Source organism: Gordonia sp. GN26 (assembly GCF_054823965.1).
In genome coordinates, this window is sequence record NZ_JSYC01000034.1 from 22,859 (window position 1) to 44,278 (window position 21,420).

Sequence of the window (21,420 nt, forward strand, 5' to 3'; positions counted from 1 at the left end):
GGGAACGGCAACTGACAAAAGGGTAGTGATGGTGCAATCGTTTGATGTCGCGGTCGTGCAGATCGGTGAGCTCACCGACGACGTCGACCACAATCTGGAACGGCTCGTCGACGCGGTCGAGGGTGTCACGTCAGGAGATGCGCCGGACCTTGTCGTCCTTCCGGAACTGATCACCGCACCCTACTTCTGCACCAGCCACGACACCGACCGGACCGGATGGGCGCAGACAATCCCGGGGGAGGCGACGCAACGAATCGCGGCCATCGCACGAAAGCGTGGCTGCGCCATCGCCTTCGGCACCTATGAGTGGACGACGGACGGCACCTTCCACAACTCGGTCGTCCTGATCGACGGCGCGGGAGAGATCGTCGACTGGCGAACCCCGCACGGCGGCCGGATGCCCGCCTATCGGAAACTGTCGCTGCCGGCGAGCAAGGTCAGCGGCATCGACATCGACGAGAAGTACCACTTTGCTCCGGGGCCGGCGCCCGCGACCGCGGATCTGCTCGGCACCCGCTTCGGTTGTGTCATCTGCTACGACCGGACCTTCCCCGAATACTGGGCGGTCGCCCGCGCACTCGGGGCCGAGGTGATGCTGGCCATCGTCTCGTCGCTGGGATCACGGGAGGACCTCTTCCTGGCCGAATTACAGACGCGCGCACTGGAATCCCAGACCTGGGTGATCGCGGCGAACCGCGCCGGACCGGAAACCCTCAACGGGGTCACCGTCGACTACTTCGGACTGTCGTGCGTGATCGCACCCAACGGTGAGATCGTCGCCCAGGCGCCTGCACACCAATCCGGCGAGACGCTGCGGTTCACCATCGACCTCGATCGTGTGTCCCAGGTGCGTCGCGCACTGCCGCTACGTCGCGACCGCCGTGCCGACGTCATCTCCCTCCTCGACGACCTGACATCTGGTGTCATCCAACCTCTTCCGATCGATCGTGGGTCCGACCACGGCGACGATGACGCCGTTCCGGCGACCGTCACCCCGATCGGGTTGCGGCGGTGACCGGAACCCACTACCCGGATCTGACCGCGGACGCGGTGGCCGCCGTGGACGAACTCGCCGGCGCTGCGCACACGGACATGTCGGAGGTCCTGCAACGATCCCGGGAGCGGACGCTGCCGGCGTCGCCGTGTGTGACCGGCGCCGAGCCTGCGGACTTCCACGGTCGGATGATGGCGTACCCGGTGCCCGACGGACCTCCGGTCCGGGTGCCGGTCGTGCGCACGGACGCCGCGCTGCACGATTTGGGCGTCGTCGAACTGCTCGAGGCCTTTCGCACGGGCCGCACCACCCCGACCGAGGTGCTCGAGGCACTGAGTCTGCGTTGGGACGAACCGGAACTCGTGGGCGGGGCGATCCTCGCCACCGTGGACGGTCGCTCTGCCGCCGCGGCGTCGGACGACCGCTGGCGATCCGGAACGCCCCGTCCGCTGGAGGGAATCCCGTTCGCGGTCAAGGACATCATCGACGTGGCGGCGTCGCCGATCACCGCGGGATCGCACACGACGGGCAACCGGATCGCAAGCGCCGACGCCACCGTGGTCGCCCGCCTCCGGGCGGCGGGAGCCATTCCGGTCCTCATCACCGCGACCACCGAATTCGCCTGCGGTGCGCCGTTCAACGCACGATACGGGCCCGTCACCAATCCCTGGGATCGGGAGCGGTGGACCGGAGGCTCGTCCACCGGTTCAGGTGGTGCGCTGGCCGCCGGACTGGTCCCGCTCGCACTCGGCTCCGACACCGGCGGTTCGATCCGCGTACCCAGTGCGCTGTGCAACCTCTCGGGTGTCAAGCCCACCTATGGGCTCGTCCCGCGAACCGGTGTGGTGTCGCTGTCGTGGACGCTCGATCACCTCGGCCCGATGGCGAGATCCGCCGCCGACCTGCGTGCTGTTCTCGCGGTAATCGCCGGTCCCGACGGCGTGGACCCGACCGCGGTGACGCCCTCCATCACCGCAGCACTCCGCGATCGGCTCGGCGACCACGGCGGGTTGGATGCCCCGTCCCTGGCCGGTGTGCGCGTGGGCATTCCGCGCAATTGGTTCACCGAGGTCTGCGACGCCGCGGTCCTGAGAGCCTGGCAGGCGGCCATCGGTGTTCTGTCGGATCTCGGCGCCGAGACGGTAGTCGTCGATCTGCCCGACGCGGAACTGCTGTTCGACGAGTTCACCATCGTCCTCGTCAGCGAACTCGCCGCCAACCAAGAGGGTGCGCTGGATCGGTTCGCGCACTTCGACATCGGCACCCAGGTGCGGATCGCGCGCGGCCGCGTGCCCGGGGCGATCGACTACATTCGCGCGTTGCGTCGGCGGGCGCCCGCGCTGACCGCCACGGTCGATGCCTTCGACACCGCCGGGATCGACGTCTTCGTCACGCCCGGTATCGGGGCGACCGCGCCACGTCTGTCCGACGTCACCGTTGAGATCAACGGGGAACGGCACCCGATGCAGGGCGTCATCGGCCGCAACACCGGCGTCTTCGATCATCTCGGTCTCCCAGCCGCGATGATCCCGGCGGGATTCGCGGACGGACTACCGGTGGGCGTCCAACTCGTCGGCCGACCGTGGGCCGACGACGCCGTCCTGCGGATCGGGCAGGCGTATCAGACCGTCACCGACCACCACCGTCGTCGACCGCATGAGTGAAACCCCGACACGCGCTGCTGCGAGACCGCATCCACACCCGTGGCGGGTGTTCGCCGCCACGAGTGTCGGGGTGATCGCGGTCTTCGTCGCGATGAGCGGACTGACCGTCGCATTGCCGACCCTCAGCCGCGAGCTCAATGCCACGCCGGCGCAGTCGACGTGGATCCTGTTGGGCTACATGGTGGTCACCACCGCGCTGATCCTGGTGTTCGGTCGGCTCGCCGACATCGTCGGCCGCCGTCCGCTCTATCTGTCGGGCCTGATCGTCTTCACGCTCGCGTCGACCCTGTGCATCGTGAGTCCGTCCGCCGAGTTCCTCATCGTCGCAAGGGTTCTGCAAGGGATCGGTGCGGCCGCGGTGGTCACCAACAACACAGCTCTGCTGACCGACACCTTTCCGCCGCATCTGCTCAGCCGGGCACTCGGCTGGAATGCGACGGTCGCCGCGATCGGCCAGATCATCGGACCGGTCGTCGGCGGAGCGGCCACCGCGTTGTTCGGTTGGCGGGGGTTGTTCGCTGCGGTGCTCGGGATCGCCCTGATCGCCACGGCGGCTTCGCTACTGGTGATCCCGCGGGGCGTGGGCGGCATCAGGAGTCGCGAACCCTTCGACCTCGCAGGCGCCATCCTGGCAACCACGTTGCTGACCGCTGTCGTGCTGGCGCTGACCCCGGGCTCGTCGGCCGCATGGCTGCCGTGGTGCTTCGGGGCGGTGAGTCTTGTCGTCGGCGTGCTGCTGATCGTCGTCCAGCGTCGCCGGGCGCATCCGCTGATCGATCTGAGTCTGTTCGCCGACCGCGGCATCTCACTGGTCCTCCTCGCCGGTCTGCTCACCGCCACCGCCACCTACGCAGTCGCCCTGATCATCTCGCTCTACGTGCAGGCCGTGGACGGGACCTCGCCGTTCGTCGCCGGTCTGCTCGTCACGCCGGTGGCGGCGGGGACCGTCATCGCGGCGTCGGCGGCCGGCTGGTTGGTCATCAGGATCGCGCCTCGCACACTCGCCGCGACCGGGATGGCGTTGAACACCGTCGGCGTGCTCGGTGTGGCCGTCGTCCTGTCCGCGGACGGTTCGCTCCCGGTGACCGCGCTGTTCCTGTTCCTGATCGGCACCGGCATCGGGTTGTTCATGACGCCGAGCACGAGCGTGCTGATGTTGACCGTGCCGGCGAAGCGTCGTGGGATCGCGAACGGGATGCGCTCGACGCTCCAGAACGTCGGCAACCTGCTCAGCACGGCGATCGTGGTCGCCATCATCCCCATCGGGCTGGGCGCCGCAGCACAGCAGGCGGCGTACGGCGGTTCCCCCGCCGCGTTCGACGATGCCGACCTCAGCCGGTTCGTCGACAACCTCCAGCTGGCCGGCGTCGTTCTCGGGGCCATGTCCGCGGTGGGAATCGCGGTGTGCCTGTCCTTTCCGCGCCGGATGCCCACCCCGGAAGCCGAGGTGCTGCCCGTTCCCGAGTACGCCACGACGAAGGAGTCCGCATGACCGAATCGAACACCCCGGCGCCGTCTGGACGCCTCGGCCGGACCGAGCAGGCAACGGATTACGCACGGGCCGGCTTCGGTCAGGAACTGACGCCTGGGGAGCGGCCTGCGCTCGTGCTCGTCGACCCGGCCCGCGCCTACATCGACAAGGACTGCGCGCTCTACGCAGGCGTCGAGGAGAACGTCGAGGCGATGCGGGCAATGTTGGCGTCCCGCGGGCGCTTTCCTCGGAACGAGCCTGAACTCGTACCTGAACTCGCGGCGGATCGACACCGTCTTTCTGGCCGGACTGTCGACGAGTGGGTGCGTCCGGGCCACCGCACTCGATACGATGCAGCACGGCTTCATCCCGATCGTCGTCGAAGATGCTGTGGGAGATCGCGATCCGGCGATCCACCATGCCAACCTCTTCGACATGCAACAGAAGATGGCCGAGGTGTGGTCGCTGGCAAGGACCCAGGAGTTCCTCGGCCGTCTGACCGCGCCGTCGTCCGACGGCTGAACCAACGAGAGGCATTGCCATGACCACTACCGTCGTCGCCGGTAATCCGAAACCCGGTTCGCGAACGCTCGACGCGGCCAACCGGCTCGCCGAATCGCTGACCGGTTCCGCACCAGACCACATCGTCGACGTCATCGAACTCGGCCCGGGTCTCCTCGGTTGGGGCGACGACAAGGTCAAGGCCGCCGTCGAAACCGTCGCGTCATCGGATCTCGTCGTCTTCGCGAGCCCCACCTTCAAGGCGACCTATACCGGCGTCCTGAAGCTCTTCCTGGATCAGTTCGCCACCGGCGACGGTCTGCGCGACGTCACCGCGGTGCCGCTGATGCTCGGCGCCGGACCGGCGCACGCCATGGCACCCGACCTACTGCTGAAGCCGGTGCTCGTCGAACTCGGCGCCGCGTGCCCGCTGCCCGGTCTGTATCTGATCGACTCCACGTACACCGAGGACACCCGGATCGCCGACTACACCGAGCGTTGGAAGTCGGCGTTGCCGGGCCAGGGGACCGGCGCCTGACGTCCCTCAGCTCTTGGAGCCGGACCCCGGTGCGGCGAGCACGCGATGGAGTGCAGCCTTGACCGCGTCGGGGGTGATCATGCTCGCCCCGGCCATGATCCGGGTCATCGCCGACGGGGCCACCGACCGGGCCTCGCCGCTCATCATCGCCTCGTAGCCCTGCCTGGCGACCTCGGCCGGATCGTCCTTCGACATCCGGCCCATGCGGGTGTCGTCCATCTCGGCGCGATGGAAGAAGTTGGTCTCGGTCGGCCCGGGCATCAACGAGGTGACGCTGACCGCCGACTCTTTCAACTCGTTCTGTAGCGCCTCCGCGAACGACTGCAGGAACGACTTGGATGCGTTGTAGGTGGCCTGGAAGCTGCCCGGCATCATCGAGGCGATCGACGAGGTGATCAACAACCGGCCGGAGTCGCGCTCGACCATGTCGCGGAGCACGAGCTTGGCCAGGTGGACGGTGGACCGGACGTTGAGGTCGATGATCGACAGGTCCTCGGCGAGGTCGGTGTCGACGAAGGCGCCGCCATGTCCGATGCCGGCGTTGAGGGCAGCCGAGTGGAGGGGCCGACCGGTGTTCTGTACAGCGGCGTACAGCGCGTCGACGCCGTCGGCCGTACGCAGGTCCGCCCGAACCGCCGTGACCTCGCGGCCCTGTGCCCGCAGCCGGTCGGCGACATCGTCGATCGCGGGGTCCTCCGCGCAGATGATCAGGTCGAACCCGTCGTCGCCGAACAGCTCTGCCAGTTCGCGTCCGATGCCGCTCGACGCTCCGGTGATCAGTGCGAGACGTGCTTGTGCATGTGCCATCTACACCGCGTACCCGTCCGCACTCGGATCATGCGTGAGACACGGGCGGTTTCAGCCCTTCTTCGTCCGGCGGCTCCCGGCGTGCCAGTCCTCCTGCTCGGGCGTCTCGTCGTCGGTCACGCCGAAGGCGCGCAGTTGCGGCTTCTCCCGCAGGCTCCGCTTGAGTTCGGCGAAGCCGGGGAAGCTCGCCAGTCCGATCACGTGGTCCCAGAGGGTGACCGCGTCCTCGTCGCTGGGCAGGCGACTGATGACGGGCCCGAAGAACGCCACGCCATTCGGCGGCTGGAAGTGGATGATCGGCGTGCCGACGTCGCGTCCGGTGAGGGCGAGTGCCTCGTCGGTCTCGGCCTGGATCTCCGCGTCGATGCCGGTGTCCTCCAGTGCGTCGACGTGATGGGTGGGTAACCCGAGCTCCTCCAGTACCGGGGTGAGGAAGCCGACGGTGCCGCGGTGGTCGGTGTTGTCGACCGTGTACGTGCCGGTGTGTTCCTCGAAGAACCTGGTGCCCAGTGCGACGTAGAACGGATCGATCGCATCCCGTCCGTGCTCTCGACGGATGCTCGCAGCGACGCGGAGCAGCCGGAGTCCGGCCGTGTGTCCCGCCTCGTACTCGGGCGGGAAATGCGCGGCGTAGTCGATGTGCGAGTTCAGCAGTCGGAGCGAGATGAACCGCCAGTCGACGCCGTAATCGCGCTGCGCCTGGACCTTGCGAACCCATTTGCTCGTCATCCACGCGAACGGACACACGGGATCGAAGTAGAAGTTGATGTCGGCGTGGGTCATGGGGTCGACGGTAGTGCCGAAAAACGCCCCGGGTGAACGGATCACCCGGGGCGTTTCGATTGGTACAGCGAGGACTAGAGGTCCAGCGAAGCGAGCGCCTCGTTGAAGGTCTTGCTCGGACGCATCACCGAAGCGGTCTTGTCCCAGTCCGGGTAGTAGTAGCCGCCGATGTCGACCTGCTGACCCTGGACGGAGTTCAGCTCCTCGACGATCTTCTCCTCGTTCGCGGCGAGGGTCTCGGCCAGCTGCGCGAACTGCTTGGCCAGCTCGGTGTCCTCGGTCTGGCCGGCCAGCTCCTGGGCCCAGTACAGGGCGAGGTAGAACTGGCTGCCGCGGTTGTCGAGCTCACCGGTCTTGCGCGACGGGCCCTTGTCGTTCTCGAGCAGCTTGCCGGTCGCGGCGTCGAGCGCCTTGGCCAGGATCACCGCACGCTCGTCGTCGAACTTCTTGCCCACGTCCTCGAGGCTGACCGCGAGGGCGAGGAACTCACCCAGCGAGTCCCAGCGGAGGTGGTTCTCCTCGATGAGCTGCTTGACGTGCTTCGGTGCCGAACCGCCCGCACCGGTCTCGTAGAGACCGCCGCCGGCCATCAGCGGCACGATCGACAGCATCTTCGCGCTGGTGCCGAGCTCCAGGATCGGGAAGAGGTCGGTGAGGTAGTCGCGGAGGATGTTGCCGGTCGCCGAGATGGTGTCCAGGCCGCGGACGACGCGCTCGAGGGTGTACCGCATGGCGCGGACCTGCGACATGATCTGGATGTCCAGACCCTCGGTGTCGTGGTCGGGGAGGTACTTGTGGACCTTCTTGATGAGCTCGTTCTCGTGCGGGCGGTACGGGTCGAGCCAGAACAGGACCGGCATGCCCGAGTCGCGGCATCGGTTGACGGCCAGCTTGATCCAGTCCTGGATCGGGGCGTCCTTCACGATGCAGAGGCGCCAGATGTCGCCCTCTTCGACGGTCTGGGTCAGCAGGACCTCACCGGTCTCGATGTCGGTGATGTTGGCGGTGCCGCCGACCGGGACCTCGAAGGTCTTGTCGTGCGAGCCGTACTCCTCGGCCTTCTGCGCCATCAGGCCGACGTTGGGGACGGTGCCCATCGTCGTGGGATCGAACTGCCCGTTGGTCTTACAGAAGTTGATCATCTCCTGGTAGATGCGGGAGAAGGTCGACTCCGGGTTGACCGCCTTGGTGTCCTTGAGGCGTCCGTCGGCGCCGTACATCTTGCCGCCGGCGCGGATCATCGCGGGCATCGAGGCGTCGACGATGACGTCGCTGGGGGAGTGGAAGTTCGAGATGCCGCGGGCCGAGTCGACCATGGCCAGCTCGGGACGGTGCTCGTGGCACTTGTGCAGGTCGTCGATGATCTCCTCGCGCTGGGCGCTGGGGAGCGACTCGATCTTGCTGTACAGATCCGACAGGCCGTTGTTGACGTTGACGCCGAGCTCGTCGAACAGTGCGCCGTGCTTCTCGAAGGCGTCGCGGTAGAAGACCTTGACCGCGTGGCCGAAGACGATGGGGTGCGAAACGCGCATCATCGTCGCCTTGACGTGGAGCGAGAACATGACGCCGGTCTTGTAGGCGTCCTCGATCTGCTCTTCGTAGAACTTGATGAGCGCCTTCTTGCTCATGAACATGCTGTCGATGACGTCGCCGTCGGTGATGTCGACCTCGGGCTTGAGGATCAGCGTCTCGCTGCCGTCGTCCGGGATGAGTTCCATCTTGACCTTGCGGTCGCCTTCGACGGTCATCGACTTCTCACCGTGGTAGAAGTCGCCCTCGCGCATGTGCGCGACATGGGTACGCGATGCCATCGACCACTCGCCCATGCTGTGCGGGTGCTTGCGCGCGTACTCCTTCACGGCCTTCGGCGCGCGGCGATCGGAGTTGCCCTCACGCAGAACCGGGTTGACCGCGCTGCCCAGGCACTTGGTGTACCGGTCGCGGATCGCCTGCTCTTCCTCGTTCTTCGGGTTGCCGGGGAAGTCGGGAAGGTCGTAGCCCTTTTCCTGCAGTTCCTTGATCGCGGCGAGGAGCTGCGGCACCGAGGCACTGATGTTGGGGAGCTTGATGATGTTGGTGTCGGGTTCCTGGGTGAGCTTGCCCAGTTCGCCGAGGTTGTCGGTGACCTTCTGGTCTTCGGGGAGGAGATCGGAGAACTCGGCGAGGATGCGCGCAGCGACCGAGATGTCGCTGGTCTCGACTTCGATGCCGGCCGCTCCGGCGAACGTGCGCACCACCGGCAAAAACGCGTGGGTGGCGAGCATGGGGGCTTCGTCGGTCAACGTGTAGATGATGGTCGGCTTCTGGGTGCTCATGCCTAATGTTCTCGATTCTGTCTGTATTAACCGGTGTCGCCGGCGACCTTGTGAGTCAGGCTTCACCGATACCACGCTTGCGGTGTGCTCGTGTGACAACTACTCCCCGATTCTGCCCCCTGTGATCAGCCTCGCGTTCAGGGGCCTCGGGTCTTGTGGTTTGATGCCGCCGGAGCCGGGACGTCCCGGTACCTCCGGAACCCGCGTCGGTGCAGGTAGTTCACATTCTCTCGCGTTCGACGTGACTCCGCGCGTGGGCGATGGCCTCGTCGAGGGTGTCGACGAGATGGTTGTCGTGGCGTAGGGAGTCGACGACACCGACACCTTCGAGCAGCCCGAGGTGTTCGGGTTGCACGCCCTTGATGATCACCGTGATGCCGCGCTTTTCCAGATCGGTCACGATCTCGGCGAGCGAGCGGGCGCCGGTGGCGTCGAGCATGCCGAGGTGCGACATCCGGATGACGACCACCTTCACCGACTCGTTGCGGTCGGCGCCCGCGGAGATGGTGGTCGAGATCTTCTCGGCGGCGCCGAAGAACATCGCGCCGTCGAGGCGGAGCAGGGCGATGTGCTCGTCGCCGGGTCGCGCCGGCCCGGGCAGCGGCTCGCGGGTCACGCTCGCCCGCTGAGCGACCTGGCGCAGCGCGAAGAACGCCGCGACGGCGATGCCGATCTCGACGGCCTCGATGAGGTCGAGCGTCACGGTGATGATCGCGGTGACCACGAAGATCAGGGCGTCCGAGCGGGTCGACCGCAGGATCGCGCGAACGGTCCCGATGGACACCATGCGGAACGACGTCACCATCAGCACGCCGGCGAGCGCGGCGAGCGGGATCTCCGACACCGGGCCGGTGGCCAGGTAGACGACGCCCAGGAGCAACAGCGAGTGCACGATCGCGGCGACCCTGGTGCGGGCGCCGGACCGCACGTTGACCGCGGTGCGGGCGATCGCGCCCGTCGCGGGCATGCCGCCGAAGAGGCCCGACGCGATCGACGCCAGACCCTGCCCGGACAGCTCGCGGTCGGGCTCGTACGGGCCGGTCGGCGACATGGTCGCCGCGACCCGCGCCGAGAGCAGCGACTCGATGGCGGCGAGCGCGGCGATCGCCACCGCTGCACCGAACATCGCCCGCAGTGCCTCGGAGTCGACGTGCGGGATCGAGGGCGCGGGCAGCGACGACGGGAGCTGTCCGATCGTCGCCACGTCGAACACATCGGTGAAGTAGACGATCAGGGTGACCGCGATGACCGCGGTGAGGGATTCGGGGATGGAGGCATGGATACGCGGCAGCACCACCATGATCACCGCGACCATCGCGACGACGGCCAGCGTGGCCCAGGCCTTCGACCAGTCGGCGTGGACGACGACGTCGATCGCCGTGTTGAGGGTCCGCATGCCCGCCGGGGCTGCCGTGTTGAACGCGGCCGGAACCTGCTGCAAGAAGATGATCGCCGCGATACCGAGGGTGAAACCCTCGATGACCGGCCACGGGATGAACGTCACTGCTCGCCCGAGGCCGAGGACGCCCGCGATCAGCACCAGCAGTCCCGCGAGGACGGTGACCATGGCGATGCTGCTCAGGCCGTGTTCGGCGACGATCGGTGCCAGGATCACGGCCATCGCGCCGGTGGGTCCGGACACCTGGACGTGCGAGCCGCCGAAGACCGCGGCGACGAGACCGGCGACGACCGCAGTGATCAGGCCCGCGGCGGCGCCGACGCCGGAGCTGATCCCGAAGGCGAGCGCCAGCGGGAGGGCGACGATACCGACGGTCACGCCGGCGAGGATGTCGGTCTTCCAGCTCCGGGGGAGGTCGGCGTAGTCGCTGCGTCGAGGAACGAACCCCTTGACCCGGGAGAGCGTGCCGGTGACGGCGTCGGTACTCACCGGCGGGTCACTGGTGGAAGGGACGAGATGGCGTCGAGTTGCTCGCGCTGTGCGTCGAGGGTGTCGATCAGGAACGTGCGCGCGATGACCAGCAGGTCGGAGATCTTCGGATGGGCGAGCTCGTAGAAGACGGCGTTGCCGACGCGGTTGGCGGTGACCACCCGGTGGCGCTTGAGGACGCCCAGATGCTGTGACAGCAGGGTCGGCTCGAGGTCGGTGGCCGCGATGAGTTCGCTGACCGGCGTCGGATCGCCGTTGGCGCTGAGCACCTCGAGGACACGGATGCGAGCGGGGTGCGCGAGGGCCTTGAACAGGTTGGCCTTGATCTCGTACAGCGGCTTGTCGGGGCCGGTATCGGTCACGGGTCACTCCAGCGGCGATCGAGTGGGCTGACGGTCCAGTTGATGGATTGACGGATTGAGCAATTCTTCAATCCGTACTATAACCCGACCTGGACACGGAAGCACCCCGCGGCCCTGGTCCGCGGGGTGCTCCCGATCGATCAGGCTGGATCAGCCCAGATCGAAACGATCGTTCTCGGCAACCTTCACCCACGCCTTGACGAAGTCGTTGACGAACTTCTCGGCGTTGTCGTCCTGAGCGTAGACCTCGGACAGCGCGCGCAGTTGCGAGTGCGAACCGAAGGACAGGTCGGCGGCGGTCGCCGTCCACTTGGTCTGGCCCGACGAGCGGTCGACGACCTCGTAGACGTTCTCGTCGGTGCCCGACTTCCACTCGTAGTCCATGCTGACGACGTTGCGGAAGAAGTCGTTCGACAGCACGCCCGGACGATCGGTGAACACGCCGTGCTTGGAGCCGCCGTAGTTCACGTCGAGGGCCCGGAGTCCGCCGATCAGCACGGTGAGCTCCGGAGCGGTGAGGCCGAGCATGTAGGCGCGCTCGAGCAGCAGCTGCTCCAGCGGGGCCTTCTCACCACCACGGCTGTAGTTGCGGAAGCCGTCCGCCGCGGGCTCGAGCACCTCGAACGAGTCGACGTCGGTCTCCTCCTGCGAGGCGTCGGTGCGACCCGGTGTGAACGGCACGGTGACCGGGAAACCGGCTGCCTCGGCGGCCTTCTCCACGGCGGCGGCGCCACCGAGGATGATCAGGTCGGCCACCGACACCTTCTTGCCGCCGGACGCCGAGTCGTTGAAGTCCTTCTGGATCTGCTCGTAGACCGGCAGGGCCTTGGCGAGTTCGCTGGGCTCGTTGACCTCCCAGTTCTTGATCGGTTCGAGGCGGATGCGTGCACCGTTCGCGCCGCCGCGCTTGTCGGTGCTGCGGAAGCTCGCCGCCGACGCCCACGCGGTCTTGAGCAGCTGGGTCGGCGAGAGCGCCTCGAGCAGCTTGCTCTTCAGTGACGCGATGTCGGAGTCGTCGACGAGCTCATGGTCGACGGCCGGCACCGGGTCCTGCCAGATCTGCGGCTCGGCAACCCACGGTCCGAGGTAGCGCGTGACCGGCCCCAGGTCGCGGTGGAGCAGCTTGTACCAGGCCTTGGCGAAGGCCACCTCGAGTTCCTCGGGATGGTCGAGCCAGCGGCGGGTGATGTCGGCGTAGATCGGCGACTCGCGTAGCGCGACGTCGGTGACCAGCATGGTCGGTGCGCGTCCCGGTCCGCCGAACGGATCCGGGATCGTGCCCGCGCCAGCACCGTCCTTGGCGACGTACTGCCAGGCCCCGGCGGGGCTCTTCTGCAGCTCCCACTCGTAGCCGTAGAGGATCTCGAGGAAGCTGTTGTCCCACTGGGTCGGCGTGTTGGTCCAGACGACCTCCAGGCCGGAGGTGATGGCGTCCTCCGCCTTGCCGCTGCCGTAGCTGGACTTCCAGCCCAGGCCCTGCTGCTCGATCGGTGCGGCCTCGGGCTCGGGGCCGACGAGGTCGGCGTCGCCGGCACCATGGGTCTTGCCGAAGCTGTGGCCGCCGACGATGAGAGCTGCGGTCTCCTCGTCGTTCATCGCCATCCGCGCGAAGGTTTCCCGGATGTCGTAGGCGGCCGCGATCGGGTCCGGCTTGCCCTCGGGCCCTTCGGGATTGACGTAGATCAGGCCCATGGTGGTGGCGCCGAACGGCTTTGCCAGTTCGCGTTCACCGGAGTAGCGCTTGTCGGTGCCGAGCCACTGGTCCTCGGGGCCCCAGAACACTTCTTCCGGTTCCCAGATGTCCTCGCGACCGAAGCCGAAGCCAAAGGTCTTGAATCCCATGGATTCCAGCGCGACGTTGCCGGCGAAGACCAACAGGTCCGCCCACGAGAGCTTGTTGCCGTACTTCTGCTTGATCGGCCACAGCAGGCGTCGTGCCTTGTCGAGGTTGGCGTTGTCCGGCCAGCTGTTGAGCGGGGCGAAACGCTGCGCACCCTGACCGCCGCCACCGCGGCCGTCGAAGATGCGGTACGTGCCGGCCGCGTGCCAGCTCATGCGGATGAACAGGCCGCCGTAGTGGCCGTAGTCGGCGGGCCACCAGTCCTGCGACTGGGTCATCAGCGAGACGAGGTCGGCCTTGAGTGCCTCGACGTCGAGCTTCGCGAATTCCTTCTTGTAGTCGAAGTCCTCGCCCAGCGGGTTGGACAGCGGGGAATGCGCGTGCAGGACCGACAGGTCGATCTGCTCGGGCCACCAGTCCTTGTTGGTCAGCGGCGCATGCGCTTTCGGCTCCGGCGACGGGATCGCCGGGTTCTCGCTCTCGCTGTTGCTCCGGGTGTCTTCTGCGGAATTCGGTGGGCGGCTGTCGGAGGTCACGACATTCCTTTCGATGGTGGAACCGGTTGGGCTGCGATCACGGATGTGATCAGGTCGGGGCCGTACTGACGCAATCCGGGCAGAGTCCCCAGAAGATGACCTCGGCTTCGTCGAGGACGAAACCGTGGTCCTGGGAGGCGGTGAGGCAGGGTGCCTCACCGACCGCGCAGTCGACGTCCTCGACGGTTCCGCAGGACCTGCAGACAACGTGATGATGATTGTCGCCGGTGCGGAATTCGTAGAGGGACACCGAACCCGACGGTTGGATTCGCCGGATGAGACCGGTCTCGGTGAGTGCCCGGAGGACGTCGTAGACGGCCTGGCGGGACACGTTGGGCAGCGTCTGGCGGACGATGCCGTAGATGGTCTCGGTGTCGGTGTGGGGATGTTCGTCGACGGCATGCATGACCGTCACCCGTGGTTGGGTGACTCGAAGGTCCGCGGCCCGGAGTTGCTGGGCATAGTCCGATGTCGATGCCACGCGACCACCATAGGCACACCGCCTACGAGTTCACGTCGTTTTTCTGGATCTGATCAAAACTCCGCGGGAACAGCGGGTTTACCCCCGGTCAGCGCAGGGAAAGCGTGACGCGGTCGGGACGAAGGTAGTCCTCCGGGTCGCGGAGGTAGCGCACCTCGGGACGGGCGTCGATGGTTTTCAGGGCGTCGAAGAAGGCCCGTTCGCGGTTGACGGCGGGGGTCGCGATCACCGGAAACCAGTCGTCGTGATGGTTGGGCACAAAGACTTTCGGCTGCAACGCGTCGATGTAGCGCATCGGGTCGCCCAGGCCGTTGGTGATCTCGTTGAAGCCTTGGATGGACCCGACGTGCAGGTCGACGGGGCCGAGAGCGCGTAGGCCGGCGAGGATCGCCCGACCGCCGGGATCCTGGCTCACCGGACCGACCGAATCGTTCCAGACGATCCGGCGGCCGCCGACGGAGAACGCATAGAGGACCGCGCCACCCTCCGGGTCGTTCAGATGCCCGGCGAGACGGCCGAGTTCGTCCGCCTGCGGCGGGTCGGTGAGCAGACGGTCGCTCGGTGGGATCGGCAGCAGCGGGGGATGCTGCCCCGTGGGCGCCTTGAGGGTCGAATGGATGTTGCTCATCGCGGTGACCGTGATTCCCGGGATGCCACGGTAGATCTGGGTGCTGCCGGGACGTGCGCCGGCAGGGACAACCGCGTCGCACGCGACGTCGGGCCGGCGGAAGAAGGCGCAGTGACCGGCCGAGCCGACGAGGCGCGCACCGGAGGCCTTCGCGATGTCGTCGGCATCGGCGGCATGGTCGAAGTGCCCGTGGCCGATCAAGATGTGCGACGGTTTGATCGCAGCGATCTGCGCGCGCGTCGTGGGGACCTGGTTGCGGTAGGCGTTGGGCACCCACGCGTCGGTGAGGAACACCTGACCGGACATGGCCACGGCGAAACTCGAGACGCCGAACCAGGAGAAGATCACGCGGTCGTTCCGGACCGCGCCGGTGGTCTGGTCGACATTGTGGGGGCCGAACACCGCCGAACGGGCGGAGACCAGTGCGGAGTCGGCGCGGGCGGTGCCGACGCCCGGCAGCGAGGTGGCGACGACGGCCAGGAGCAGTGACAGGACCAGGACGACGCGACGGTGCATGAGTGGGGAGTCTACGGCTGCGGCAACGGGAGTCGTCCGAGATCGTGATCCCGACGCCGCCTACGACTCGGCGCAGGCGGGCGCCGGTGCGTCCTGTGACAGTGGCTTGCCCGGTGGTGTCAGATACAGGAACACGATGACCACCGGGACGTCGCCGACGTTCTTGCCCTCGTGGACGTGTTTCTCGCCGGGCGGATCGCTGAAGATGCTCCCGGCGGGGTAGATCGACGGTTTGCAGTCCGACTCCGGGTGGGTGAGCGTGCCCTGCCGGACGAACGCGAAGGTCTCGCCGTCGTGGTGGTGCCAGCCGGTGGTGCCGCCGGGCGCGATGGTCGTCTCTTTGACCTCGATGTCCACTCCCCGCGGGACGAACGGCAGGAGTCCGGCCGGGATCTCGGTCCGGGCCAACGTTTTCGACGAGACCCCGGTCGAGGGCGTGGCATTCGCGGTGGCGGGGCCGATGAGCGCGGGCCCCAGGAGGGCGGCCGCCGCGACGACGCCGCCGATAACTGTTCGGATCGTAGGAGTCATCGGGCGACGGTACGTCCGACCGGACCTTGTGACCTGCGGTTACGCCGATTCGTTCCCGTTTCGTTAGGGCGGCGGCCTACGGCTGGGCGCAGGCCGGGGCGTCGGCATCCTCCGACAGCGGCTTGCCGGGCGGCATCACGTAGAGGACGTCGAGGATCACCGGCACGGTGCCCAGGTTCGTGCCCTCGTGGGTGTTGGCCTTCCCGCCGGGCTCCTCGATGATCTGGCCCGCCCGGTAGACGACCGGCTTGCAGTCCGCGCCCGGGTGGGTGAGCGTGCCCTGCCGGACGAGACCGTAGATCTGTGCGTCGTGGTAGTGCCAGCCGGTGGTTCCGCCAGGGGCGATGGTGATCTCGCGGACCTCGACGTGCGCTCCCTGCGGAATGAACGGCAGGAGTCCGGCAGGGATGTCGGTGTGGGCGAGGGTGACCGCCGAAACCCCCGACGAGGGAGTCGCATTCGCGGTGGCCGGTCCCAGCAGGACGGGCGTGAGGAGTGCAGCCGCGGCGAGGGCGGTGATTGCTGTGGTGCGGAGGGTCATTGCGCGACACTACGACGGCGCCGCGCGTGTGAGCTGCGGTTTCGACGAATCGGTCACGACTTTCGCTCACTTCCTCCGTTCGCGCTCACGCGATGAAGGTGGGCGAGAACGGATCCCGTGAGCGCGGCGTCGGACGAGTGTGATGCGGACATACGACGACGGCCGCCATCCGAGTGGATGACGACCGTCGTGTTGCCTTGAGCCAGATCAGCTGTCGATGCCGACAAGTTCCTTGGCGAGCTCGGCGAAACGGATCTCGATGGCCGAGACGACCCGCTGGCGGTTCTTGTGGTTCTCCTCGTAGGCGAGGGTCACCCGCAGATCGGCCGGCGTGGTGAGTTCCTTGACCGCGGCGACGGCGTCGCCGACGTTGAGATCGGGGTAGCCCTCGATCGGAAGGTCCTCGGCCTCGACGGTCCCGGTGATCTCGCGGAGCTGGTGCAGTGCGTCCGCGGCACCCTTGGCGCCGTTGTCGCGGGCGCTGTCCTCGACTGCCTCGAGTGCCGCGTCGCGTCCGGCGGCTACGGTCTTCGAGACGGCGGTGCCGGCGTTCTCGATGGCGTCACCGGCGCGCGCTGCGGCATCCGCGGCGTCGTCGACGGCGGTCGCGAATCGGCTGCGTACCAACGCGATCGGGTCGGGGAGCTGTCGAGCGAAGTCGGCAGTCCGGTCGATGGCCCACGACGCGCCGTTCGCCGGAGCGGTGAGCGCACGCGCTGCGAGTCCGCTGACCCATTGGGTCGGGCCTCGACGTAGCGCGGTGGGTCCACCCAACGCCTCTTCGGCGAGGACGGTGGTGAGCCAGTCGACCGTCGCGGTGTGGGCGACGATCAGCTTCTCGGCCAGGTCGACGAGAGCCTTGTCCTCCTGGCCGGTCGCGAGGGCCTTGAGGTACGTCGAACGTGCGAGGAGACGCTGCTCGAGCGCGAGATCGTCGAGGAGTGCCTCGTCGAGCGGCTGCGCCTGCTCGACGACGGTCTTGGCCAGCGCGCCGACCCGGCCGATCACGGGGCGGATCACGTCGACGAGTCCGCCTCGTTCGCGGAGGGCCTCCTCGATGGCGACGGCACGCAGCTGCGCGTTCTCGGCGTTCTCGGAGAGTTCCTTGCGGATTGCGTCGGTCCGGGCCTGGGCCTGACGCGTCTCGGCGATCTGGATCTCGGTGTGCGTCATCGCGAGGATTGCACGAAGTTGCTGGTGGACGGTGGTGGTCGAAACAGTCATTCGGTCTCGCTCCCTTCTCATCCGCGGTGGGATGTGTACGTCCAGAGTGTTGCCACAACGACCAGGTCCGTAACCTCCCTCTCGACATCCGCGGCAGTGCTCATCCGAAAACTGTTGCGCCACAGATGTGTACAGCAACCGTGAGGTGGGTCACAGCAGGGTTGATGCGAGGGCTGAACTACACAAAGACGACAAAACGCCCCGGTCGACGCTTGGTGCGTCGTCGCGGGGGCGTTCTGTCGGGATCGTCCCGACTCGATCAGTAGGTGTAGAAGCCGCGTCCGGACTTGCGGCCCAGGTGGCCGGCGTCGACCATGCGGCGCAACAGTGCCGGCGGCGCGAAGTGTGGCTCGGCGAACTCGTCGTACAGCGACTCGGCTGCCGCAAGAGTGATGTCGAGGCCGATGGTGTCGACGAGGGTCAGCGGTCCCATCGGGTAGCCGCAACCGCCCTTCATCGCGGTGTCGATGTCCTCGGCCGAGGCGTAACCGGAGTCGTACATCCGGATGGCCTGGCAGAGGTACGGGATGAGCAGAGCGTTGACGATGAAGCCCGAACGGTCGCCGGCGTTGACCGGGTTCTTGCCGAGGACATCCTTGACGTACGCGCTGACGGCTTCGGCGGTCTCCGGCGAGGTGACCAGGGTCGAGATGATCTCGACCAGCGGCATCACCGGGACCGGGTTGAAGAAGTGGACACCGACGACGCGCTCGGGGCGCTTGGTGGCGGTGGCGACCTTGATGATCGGGATCGACGAGGTGTTGGTGGCCAGGATGGTGTTCTCGCCGACGGCCTCGTCGAGACGCGCGAAGATGTCGCGCTTGAGCTGCTCGTTCTCGGGGGCGGCCTCGATGACCAGGTCGCGATCGGCGAGGTCGGCGTAGTCGAGGCTGACGCGCAGACGGCCGAGCGCGGCGTCGGCGTCCTCCTGGCTGAGCTTGTTCTTGCTGACGGCACGGGACAGGGACTTCTCGACGCGCGCACGTGCGGCGTCGGCGAACTCCTGCTTGACCTCGATGATGACGACGTCGCTGCCGGACTTCGCGCACACCTCCGCGATGCCAGCTCCCATGGTGCCGCCGCCGATGACGCCGATGTTCTGCACAGTAAAACCTCCGAGTCGAGTTACACGACAAACGGTAGTACGTCGGTTCGGCCCGGTGGAGTCGAGGTCAGATGAACGTCAAGGTGAAACCGGTTTCACCACGGCGGGCGGCCCTCGTAGCGTGCGAGACGGTCGTAGAGATCCCGCATGGTCGCCTCCACGTCGTCGAGGAACTGGTCGACCTGGTCCTCGTTGTAGCCGCGCTTTCCGATCGGCGGCTTTCCGAAGGCAACGTTGTGCACGTCGTCAGGAGTCAGCATGTCGGTCATTTTCGCACCCGCGGCCCGACGACGCGTCCGGGTGTCCACAGGGTGCACACGTCACAGTCGGTAGAAGGCGCCCTCGTCGGTCGTCGAGACCTGGCCGTGGCGCATGAGTCGTTCGAGGTGGAGGTGCGCAGTACGACGTTCGACCGCGTTGACGAACGGCATCTGCACGTGCGGGCGGTACACCAGACGGTGCTCGACGATCTCCTCCAGCCGCCGTGGCCGGTCGAGAAACCCCAACAGTCGTTCCTCGCGGCGGTGAATGACGCCCTCATATGCGGTCAACCGTTCTCGGAAGTCCTTGGCCCCCTCCACGACTCCCTTCTGGTGGAAGGTTCCGTACCAGCGGGCGTCGACTTCGCGCACCCGTGCGATGGAGGCCAGGTAGTCGTCGACGCTGCTGCCGACGTCGCCGTACATGGGGCCGAACGACGTGAGATCGATGTCGGCGATGTAGAAGAAGCCGGTCGGTTCGATGAGGACGCCGCTGTGTCCGCGGGTGTGCCCGGGAAGGTGGATGACGGTCGCGGTGATGTCCCCGAGGTCGAAGACGTGCCCGTCGCCGACACCCTCGGCTTCGGGGAAGCCGGGCGTGAGCGCGAAGGTGTCGCCGATCTGGGCGTCGACCGCGGCGCGCTCCTCCGGCGTCAGCCCGTAACCGTCGAGCAGGACCTGCAGTGAGCGAACCCCGCCGACCTCGTCGTGATGCGCGAACTTGGCGGTGTCGAAGTGGCGCAGTCCGGCGATGTGGTCCTCGTGGGCGTGGCTGATCATGACGGCATCTGCGCCGACCGGGTCGTGGTCGACGTCGAGGGAGGGGTCGAGGACCAGCGTCGCCTCGGAACCGTGCGCGATCACGGTGTTGCCGCGCGGGAAGGCCCCACCGCCGGCCGGCTCCAGCACCGAGACTTCGTCGAAGCGGGTTTCGGAGAAGCTCGGCGCAGTGGTCACCTCGTCTGCCTACCTGTGCGGAGCGTGGACTGTCAACGGTGGTCGTCGCCGGGGGAGGGGGTCGTCGCCCGAGCGCTCAGCGGCAGGACGACCCAGGCCAGGGAGAACAGAACGAGCGTGCAGACGCCGGCGATGACCGAGGGCACGGGTCCTGCGGTGGCTCCGAACACGACGGTGATCGCACCCGACAGTGCCAGACCGAGAAGTGTGAGACCGGCAAAGGCCAGACGGTGCGCACGGTTGACCAGCAGTCCGATTTGGTGCCGACGGAACAGCGCGCGGTGAAGAGCGACCGGCGCGGCGAGAAGTATCGCTGCCCCGACGGCGAACGAGACGGTGACCAGGTAGACGACGCGGAGCGCACCACCCAACTCTTCGAAGCCGTCCTGAAACGGGAGCGTGAGAAGAAACCCGGTCAGGATCTGCACCCCGGTCTGCACCACGCGCAGCTCCTGAAGCAGGGAATTCCAGTTGCGGTTGAGGCGCTGTGTCTCGGTCTCGTTGCGTTCCGCCCGGTTCCAGTCGGCATCGTCGGCGCCCGATCGCCGTTCGGGAGATTCGCTGTCCGGTGGGTCGGCCACTTTCCCATCGTGGCACCCGCCTGGAGCCGATATCGGTGTTCCCCGGGTTGCGGTGCGGTCACCGACGAAGAGCTCTGGCCAATCGATACGAGCCGGAGGACCATCGGTCCATGGCCATGTCACTGGATGAAGTCTCGAAGTCCCAGATGGGTCTCCTGCGGTGGACGGACATGCGTCGACGTGTCCGCGCATACGTCGACGGGCAGGTGGTCGTCGACTCACTTGCACCGATCCAGGTGTGGGAGCCGTACCGGGTGGTCGGTTGTTACGCGGTGCCGTCGGCCGATGTCGTCGGACGACTCGAACACCGCACCCCGACGACGCCGGCCGCGGAACACCCGCCGATCCTCACGCCGCAACATCCGTTCTCGATGCACACCGCCGCCGGATCGGCCTACGACATCGGTACCGGGACAAAGACACTCGCCGGGGCCGGTTTCCGCCTCGACGACCCCGATCTGGCGGACTACGTGCTGCTCGACTGGGATGCGTTCGACGAATGGCGCGAAGAGGAACAGAACGTGATGGGGCATGCACACGACCCGTACCAACGCATCGACTGCCTACCCACCAGCAGGCACGTCGTCGTGCGGATCGGTGACACCGTGCTGGCCGAGAGTCGGCACCCGACGCTGCTCCTCGAGACGCACCTACCCATCCGGCACTACATTCCACGTGACGACGTCCGGATGGACGTCCTCCAGCGGTCCGACACCGTCACGGTGTGTGCGTACAAAGGGCAGGCAACGTACTGGTCGGCGATCGTCGGCGACGAGGTCATCCCCGACGTCGCGTGGACCTACACCGATCCGCTGCACGATGCGGAGCCCGTGCGCGACCTCATCTGCTTCTACGACGAGCGGGTCGACCTGGAGATCCGGTGATCACGAGAACGGC

19 protein-coding genes and 2 pseudogenes are annotated in these 21,420 nt (G+C 67.1%); 6 read left to right on the plus strand and 15 right to left on the minus strand.

The features are described 5' to 3' along the window. Positions 1-25: 25 nt before the first annotated feature. From OK17_RS09485 to OK17_RS09505, 5 genes and pseudogenes are all read left to right on the plus strand, one after another. The gene (locus OK17_RS09485) at positions 26-1,015 is read left to right on the plus strand and encodes a carbon-nitrogen hydrolase family protein (protein WP_461417298.1); all 990 of its coding nucleotides are present in this window, start codon (positions 26-28) and stop codon (positions 1,013-1,015) included. Next, complete coding sequence (locus OK17_RS09490) at positions 1,012-2,658, plus strand: amidase (RefSeq protein WP_461417299.1); 1,647 nt, start codon at positions 1,012-1,014, stop codon at positions 2,656-2,658. The genes OK17_RS09485 and OK17_RS09490 overlap by 4 nt, the downstream gene beginning before the upstream one ends. After that, positions 2,651-4,150 (plus strand): MFS transporter, encoded by a 1,500-nt coding sequence (locus OK17_RS09495; RefSeq protein WP_232716181.1) that lies wholly within the window; start codon positions 2,651-2,653, stop codon positions 4,148-4,150. The genes OK17_RS09490 and OK17_RS09495 overlap by 8 nt, the downstream gene beginning before the upstream one ends. Next, positions 4,147-4,651, plus strand: a pseudogene (locus OK17_RS09500) (isochorismatase family protein). The gene OK17_RS09495 and the pseudogene OK17_RS09500 overlap by 4 nt, the downstream one beginning before the upstream one ends. A gap of 19 nt (positions 4,652-4,670) precedes the next feature. Next, positions 4,671-5,168, plus strand: a complete 498-nt coding sequence (locus tag OK17_RS09505) for an NADPH-dependent FMN reductase (protein WP_461417300.1) — start codon at positions 4,671-4,673, stop codon at positions 5,166-5,168. Between the two features lie 6 nt (positions 5,169-5,174). Here the strand turns inward: OK17_RS09505 and OK17_RS09510 are convergent, their stop codons facing one another. The 15 genes and pseudogenes from OK17_RS09510 to OK17_RS09580 all read right to left on the minus strand — a co-directional run bounded on the left by OK17_RS09510 (position 5,175) and on the right by OK17_RS09580 (position 20,523). After that, on the minus strand, positions 5,175-5,975 hold the full coding sequence (locus tag OK17_RS09510) for an SDR family NAD(P)-dependent oxidoreductase (protein WP_461417301.1): 801 nt from the start codon (positions 5,973-5,975) through the stop codon (positions 5,175-5,177). A 51-nt stretch (positions 5,976-6,026) separates the two neighbouring features. After that, on the minus strand, positions 6,027-6,758 hold the full coding sequence (locus OK17_RS09515; RefSeq protein WP_461417302.1) for a mycothiol-dependent nitroreductase Rv2466c family protein: 732 nt from the start codon (positions 6,756-6,758) through the stop codon (positions 6,027-6,029). Positions 6,759-6,832: 74 nt separating this feature from the next. Then, complete coding sequence (locus tag OK17_RS09520; protein ID WP_461417303.1) at positions 6,833-9,073, minus strand: NADP-dependent isocitrate dehydrogenase; 2,241 nt, start codon at positions 9,071-9,073, stop codon at positions 6,833-6,835. A 220-nt stretch (positions 9,074-9,293) separates the two neighbouring features. Then, positions 9,294-10,961 carry a SulP family inorganic anion transporter gene (locus OK17_RS09525; RefSeq protein ID WP_461417304.1) on the minus strand — a complete coding sequence of 556 codons (1,668 nt, stop codon included), beginning with the start codon at positions 10,959-10,961 and terminating at the stop codon, positions 9,294-9,296. Further along, positions 10,958-11,323 (minus strand): ArsR/SmtB family transcription factor, encoded by a 366-nt coding sequence (locus OK17_RS09530; RefSeq protein ID WP_461417305.1) that lies wholly within the window; start codon positions 11,321-11,323, stop codon positions 10,958-10,960. The genes OK17_RS09525 and OK17_RS09530 overlap by 4 nt, the downstream gene beginning before the upstream one ends. A gap of 150 nt (positions 11,324-11,473) precedes the next feature. Next, positions 11,474-13,699 (minus strand): catalase/peroxidase HPI, encoded by a 2,226-nt coding sequence (gene katG, locus OK17_RS09535; RefSeq protein WP_232716757.1) that lies wholly within the window; start codon positions 13,697-13,699, stop codon positions 11,474-11,476. Between the two features lie 49 nt (positions 13,700-13,748). Beyond that, on the minus strand, positions 13,749-14,180 hold the full coding sequence (locus OK17_RS09540) for a Fur family transcriptional regulator (protein WP_006867601.1): 432 nt from the start codon (positions 14,178-14,180) through the stop codon (positions 13,749-13,751). A gap of 88 nt (positions 14,181-14,268) precedes the next feature. Further along, positions 14,269-15,324, minus strand: a complete 1,056-nt coding sequence (locus tag OK17_RS09545; RefSeq protein WP_461417306.1) for an MBL fold metallo-hydrolase — start codon at positions 15,322-15,324, stop codon at positions 14,269-14,271. A gap of 60 nt (positions 15,325-15,384) precedes the next feature. Further along, the gene (locus OK17_RS09550; protein ID WP_232716754.1) at positions 15,385-15,855 is read right to left on the minus strand and encodes a cupin domain-containing protein; all 471 of its coding nucleotides are present in this window, start codon (positions 15,853-15,855) and stop codon (positions 15,385-15,387) included. Positions 15,856-15,931: 76 nt separating this feature from the next. Further along, the gene (locus tag OK17_RS09555) at positions 15,932-16,396 is read right to left on the minus strand and encodes a cupin domain-containing protein (RefSeq protein WP_461417307.1); all 465 of its coding nucleotides are present in this window, start codon (positions 16,394-16,396) and stop codon (positions 15,932-15,934) included. Between the two features lie 207 nt (positions 16,397-16,603). Further along, positions 16,604-17,620, minus strand: a complete 1,017-nt coding sequence (locus OK17_RS09560; protein WP_461417308.1) for a ferritin-like domain-containing protein — start codon at positions 17,618-17,620, stop codon at positions 16,604-16,606. A gap of 259 nt (positions 17,621-17,879) precedes the next feature. Further along, positions 17,880-18,725 (minus strand): 3-hydroxybutyryl-CoA dehydrogenase, encoded by an 846-nt coding sequence (locus OK17_RS09565; RefSeq protein ID WP_006867606.1) that lies wholly within the window; start codon positions 18,723-18,725, stop codon positions 17,880-17,882. Positions 18,726-18,856: 131 nt separating this feature from the next. Continuing rightward, positions 18,857-18,985, minus strand: a pseudogene (locus tag OK17_RS09570) (DivIVA domain-containing protein); the annotation flags it as partial. 60 nt (positions 18,986-19,045) lie between these two features. Then, positions 19,046-19,942 carry an MBL fold metallo-hydrolase gene (locus tag OK17_RS09575; protein ID WP_461417309.1) on the minus strand — a complete coding sequence of 299 codons (897 nt, stop codon included), beginning with the start codon at positions 19,940-19,942 and terminating at the stop codon, positions 19,046-19,048. A gap of 32 nt (positions 19,943-19,974) precedes the next feature. After that, the gene (locus OK17_RS09580; protein WP_461417310.1) at positions 19,975-20,523 is read right to left on the minus strand and encodes a DUF6328 family protein; all 549 of its coding nucleotides are present in this window, start codon (positions 20,521-20,523) and stop codon (positions 19,975-19,977) included. 110 nt (positions 20,524-20,633) lie between these two features. Between OK17_RS09580 and OK17_RS09585 the strand changes: the two genes are divergently transcribed. Further along, positions 20,634-21,407 (plus strand): DUF427 domain-containing protein, encoded by a 774-nt coding sequence (locus OK17_RS09585; RefSeq protein WP_461417311.1) that lies wholly within the window; start codon positions 20,634-20,636, stop codon positions 21,405-21,407. Positions 21,408-21,420: the final 13 nt, after the last annotated feature.

Coding starts and splice junctions, on each gene's coding strand:
- OK17_RS09495 (WP_232716181.1), top strand. CDS start 2,651: ATGAGTGAAACCCCGACACGCGCTGCTGCGAGACCGCATCCACACCCG.
- OK17_RS09505 (WP_461417300.1), top strand. CDS start 4,671: ATGACCACTACCGTCGTCGCCGGTAATCCGAAACCCGGTTCGCGAACG.
- OK17_RS09510 (WP_461417301.1), bottom strand. CDS start 5,975: ATGGCACATGCACAAGCACGTCTCGCACTGATCACCGGAGCGTCGAGC.
- OK17_RS09515 (WP_461417302.1), bottom strand. CDS start 6,758: ATGACCCACGCCGACATCAACTTCTACTTCGATCCCGTGTGTCCGTTC.
- OK17_RS09520 (WP_461417303.1), bottom strand. CDS start 9,073: ATGAGCACCCAGAAGCCGACCATCATCTACACGTTGACCGACGAAGCC.
- OK17_RS09545 (WP_461417306.1), bottom strand. CDS start 15,324: ATGCACCGTCGCGTCGTCCTGGTCCTGTCACTGCTCCTGGCCGTCGTC.
- OK17_RS09550 (WP_232716754.1), bottom strand. CDS start 15,855: ATGACTCCTACGATCCGAACAGTTATCGGCGGCGTCGTCGCGGCGGCC.
- OK17_RS09555 (WP_461417307.1), bottom strand. CDS start 16,396: ATGACCCTCCGCACCACAGCAATCACCGCCCTCGCCGCGGCTGCACTC.
- OK17_RS09560 (WP_461417308.1), bottom strand. CDS start 17,620: ATGACTGTTTCGACCACCACCGTCCACCAGCAACTTCGTGCAATCCTC.
- OK17_RS09585 (WP_461417311.1), top strand. CDS start 20,634: ATGGCCATGTCACTGGATGAAGTCTCGAAGTCCCAGATGGGTCTCCTG.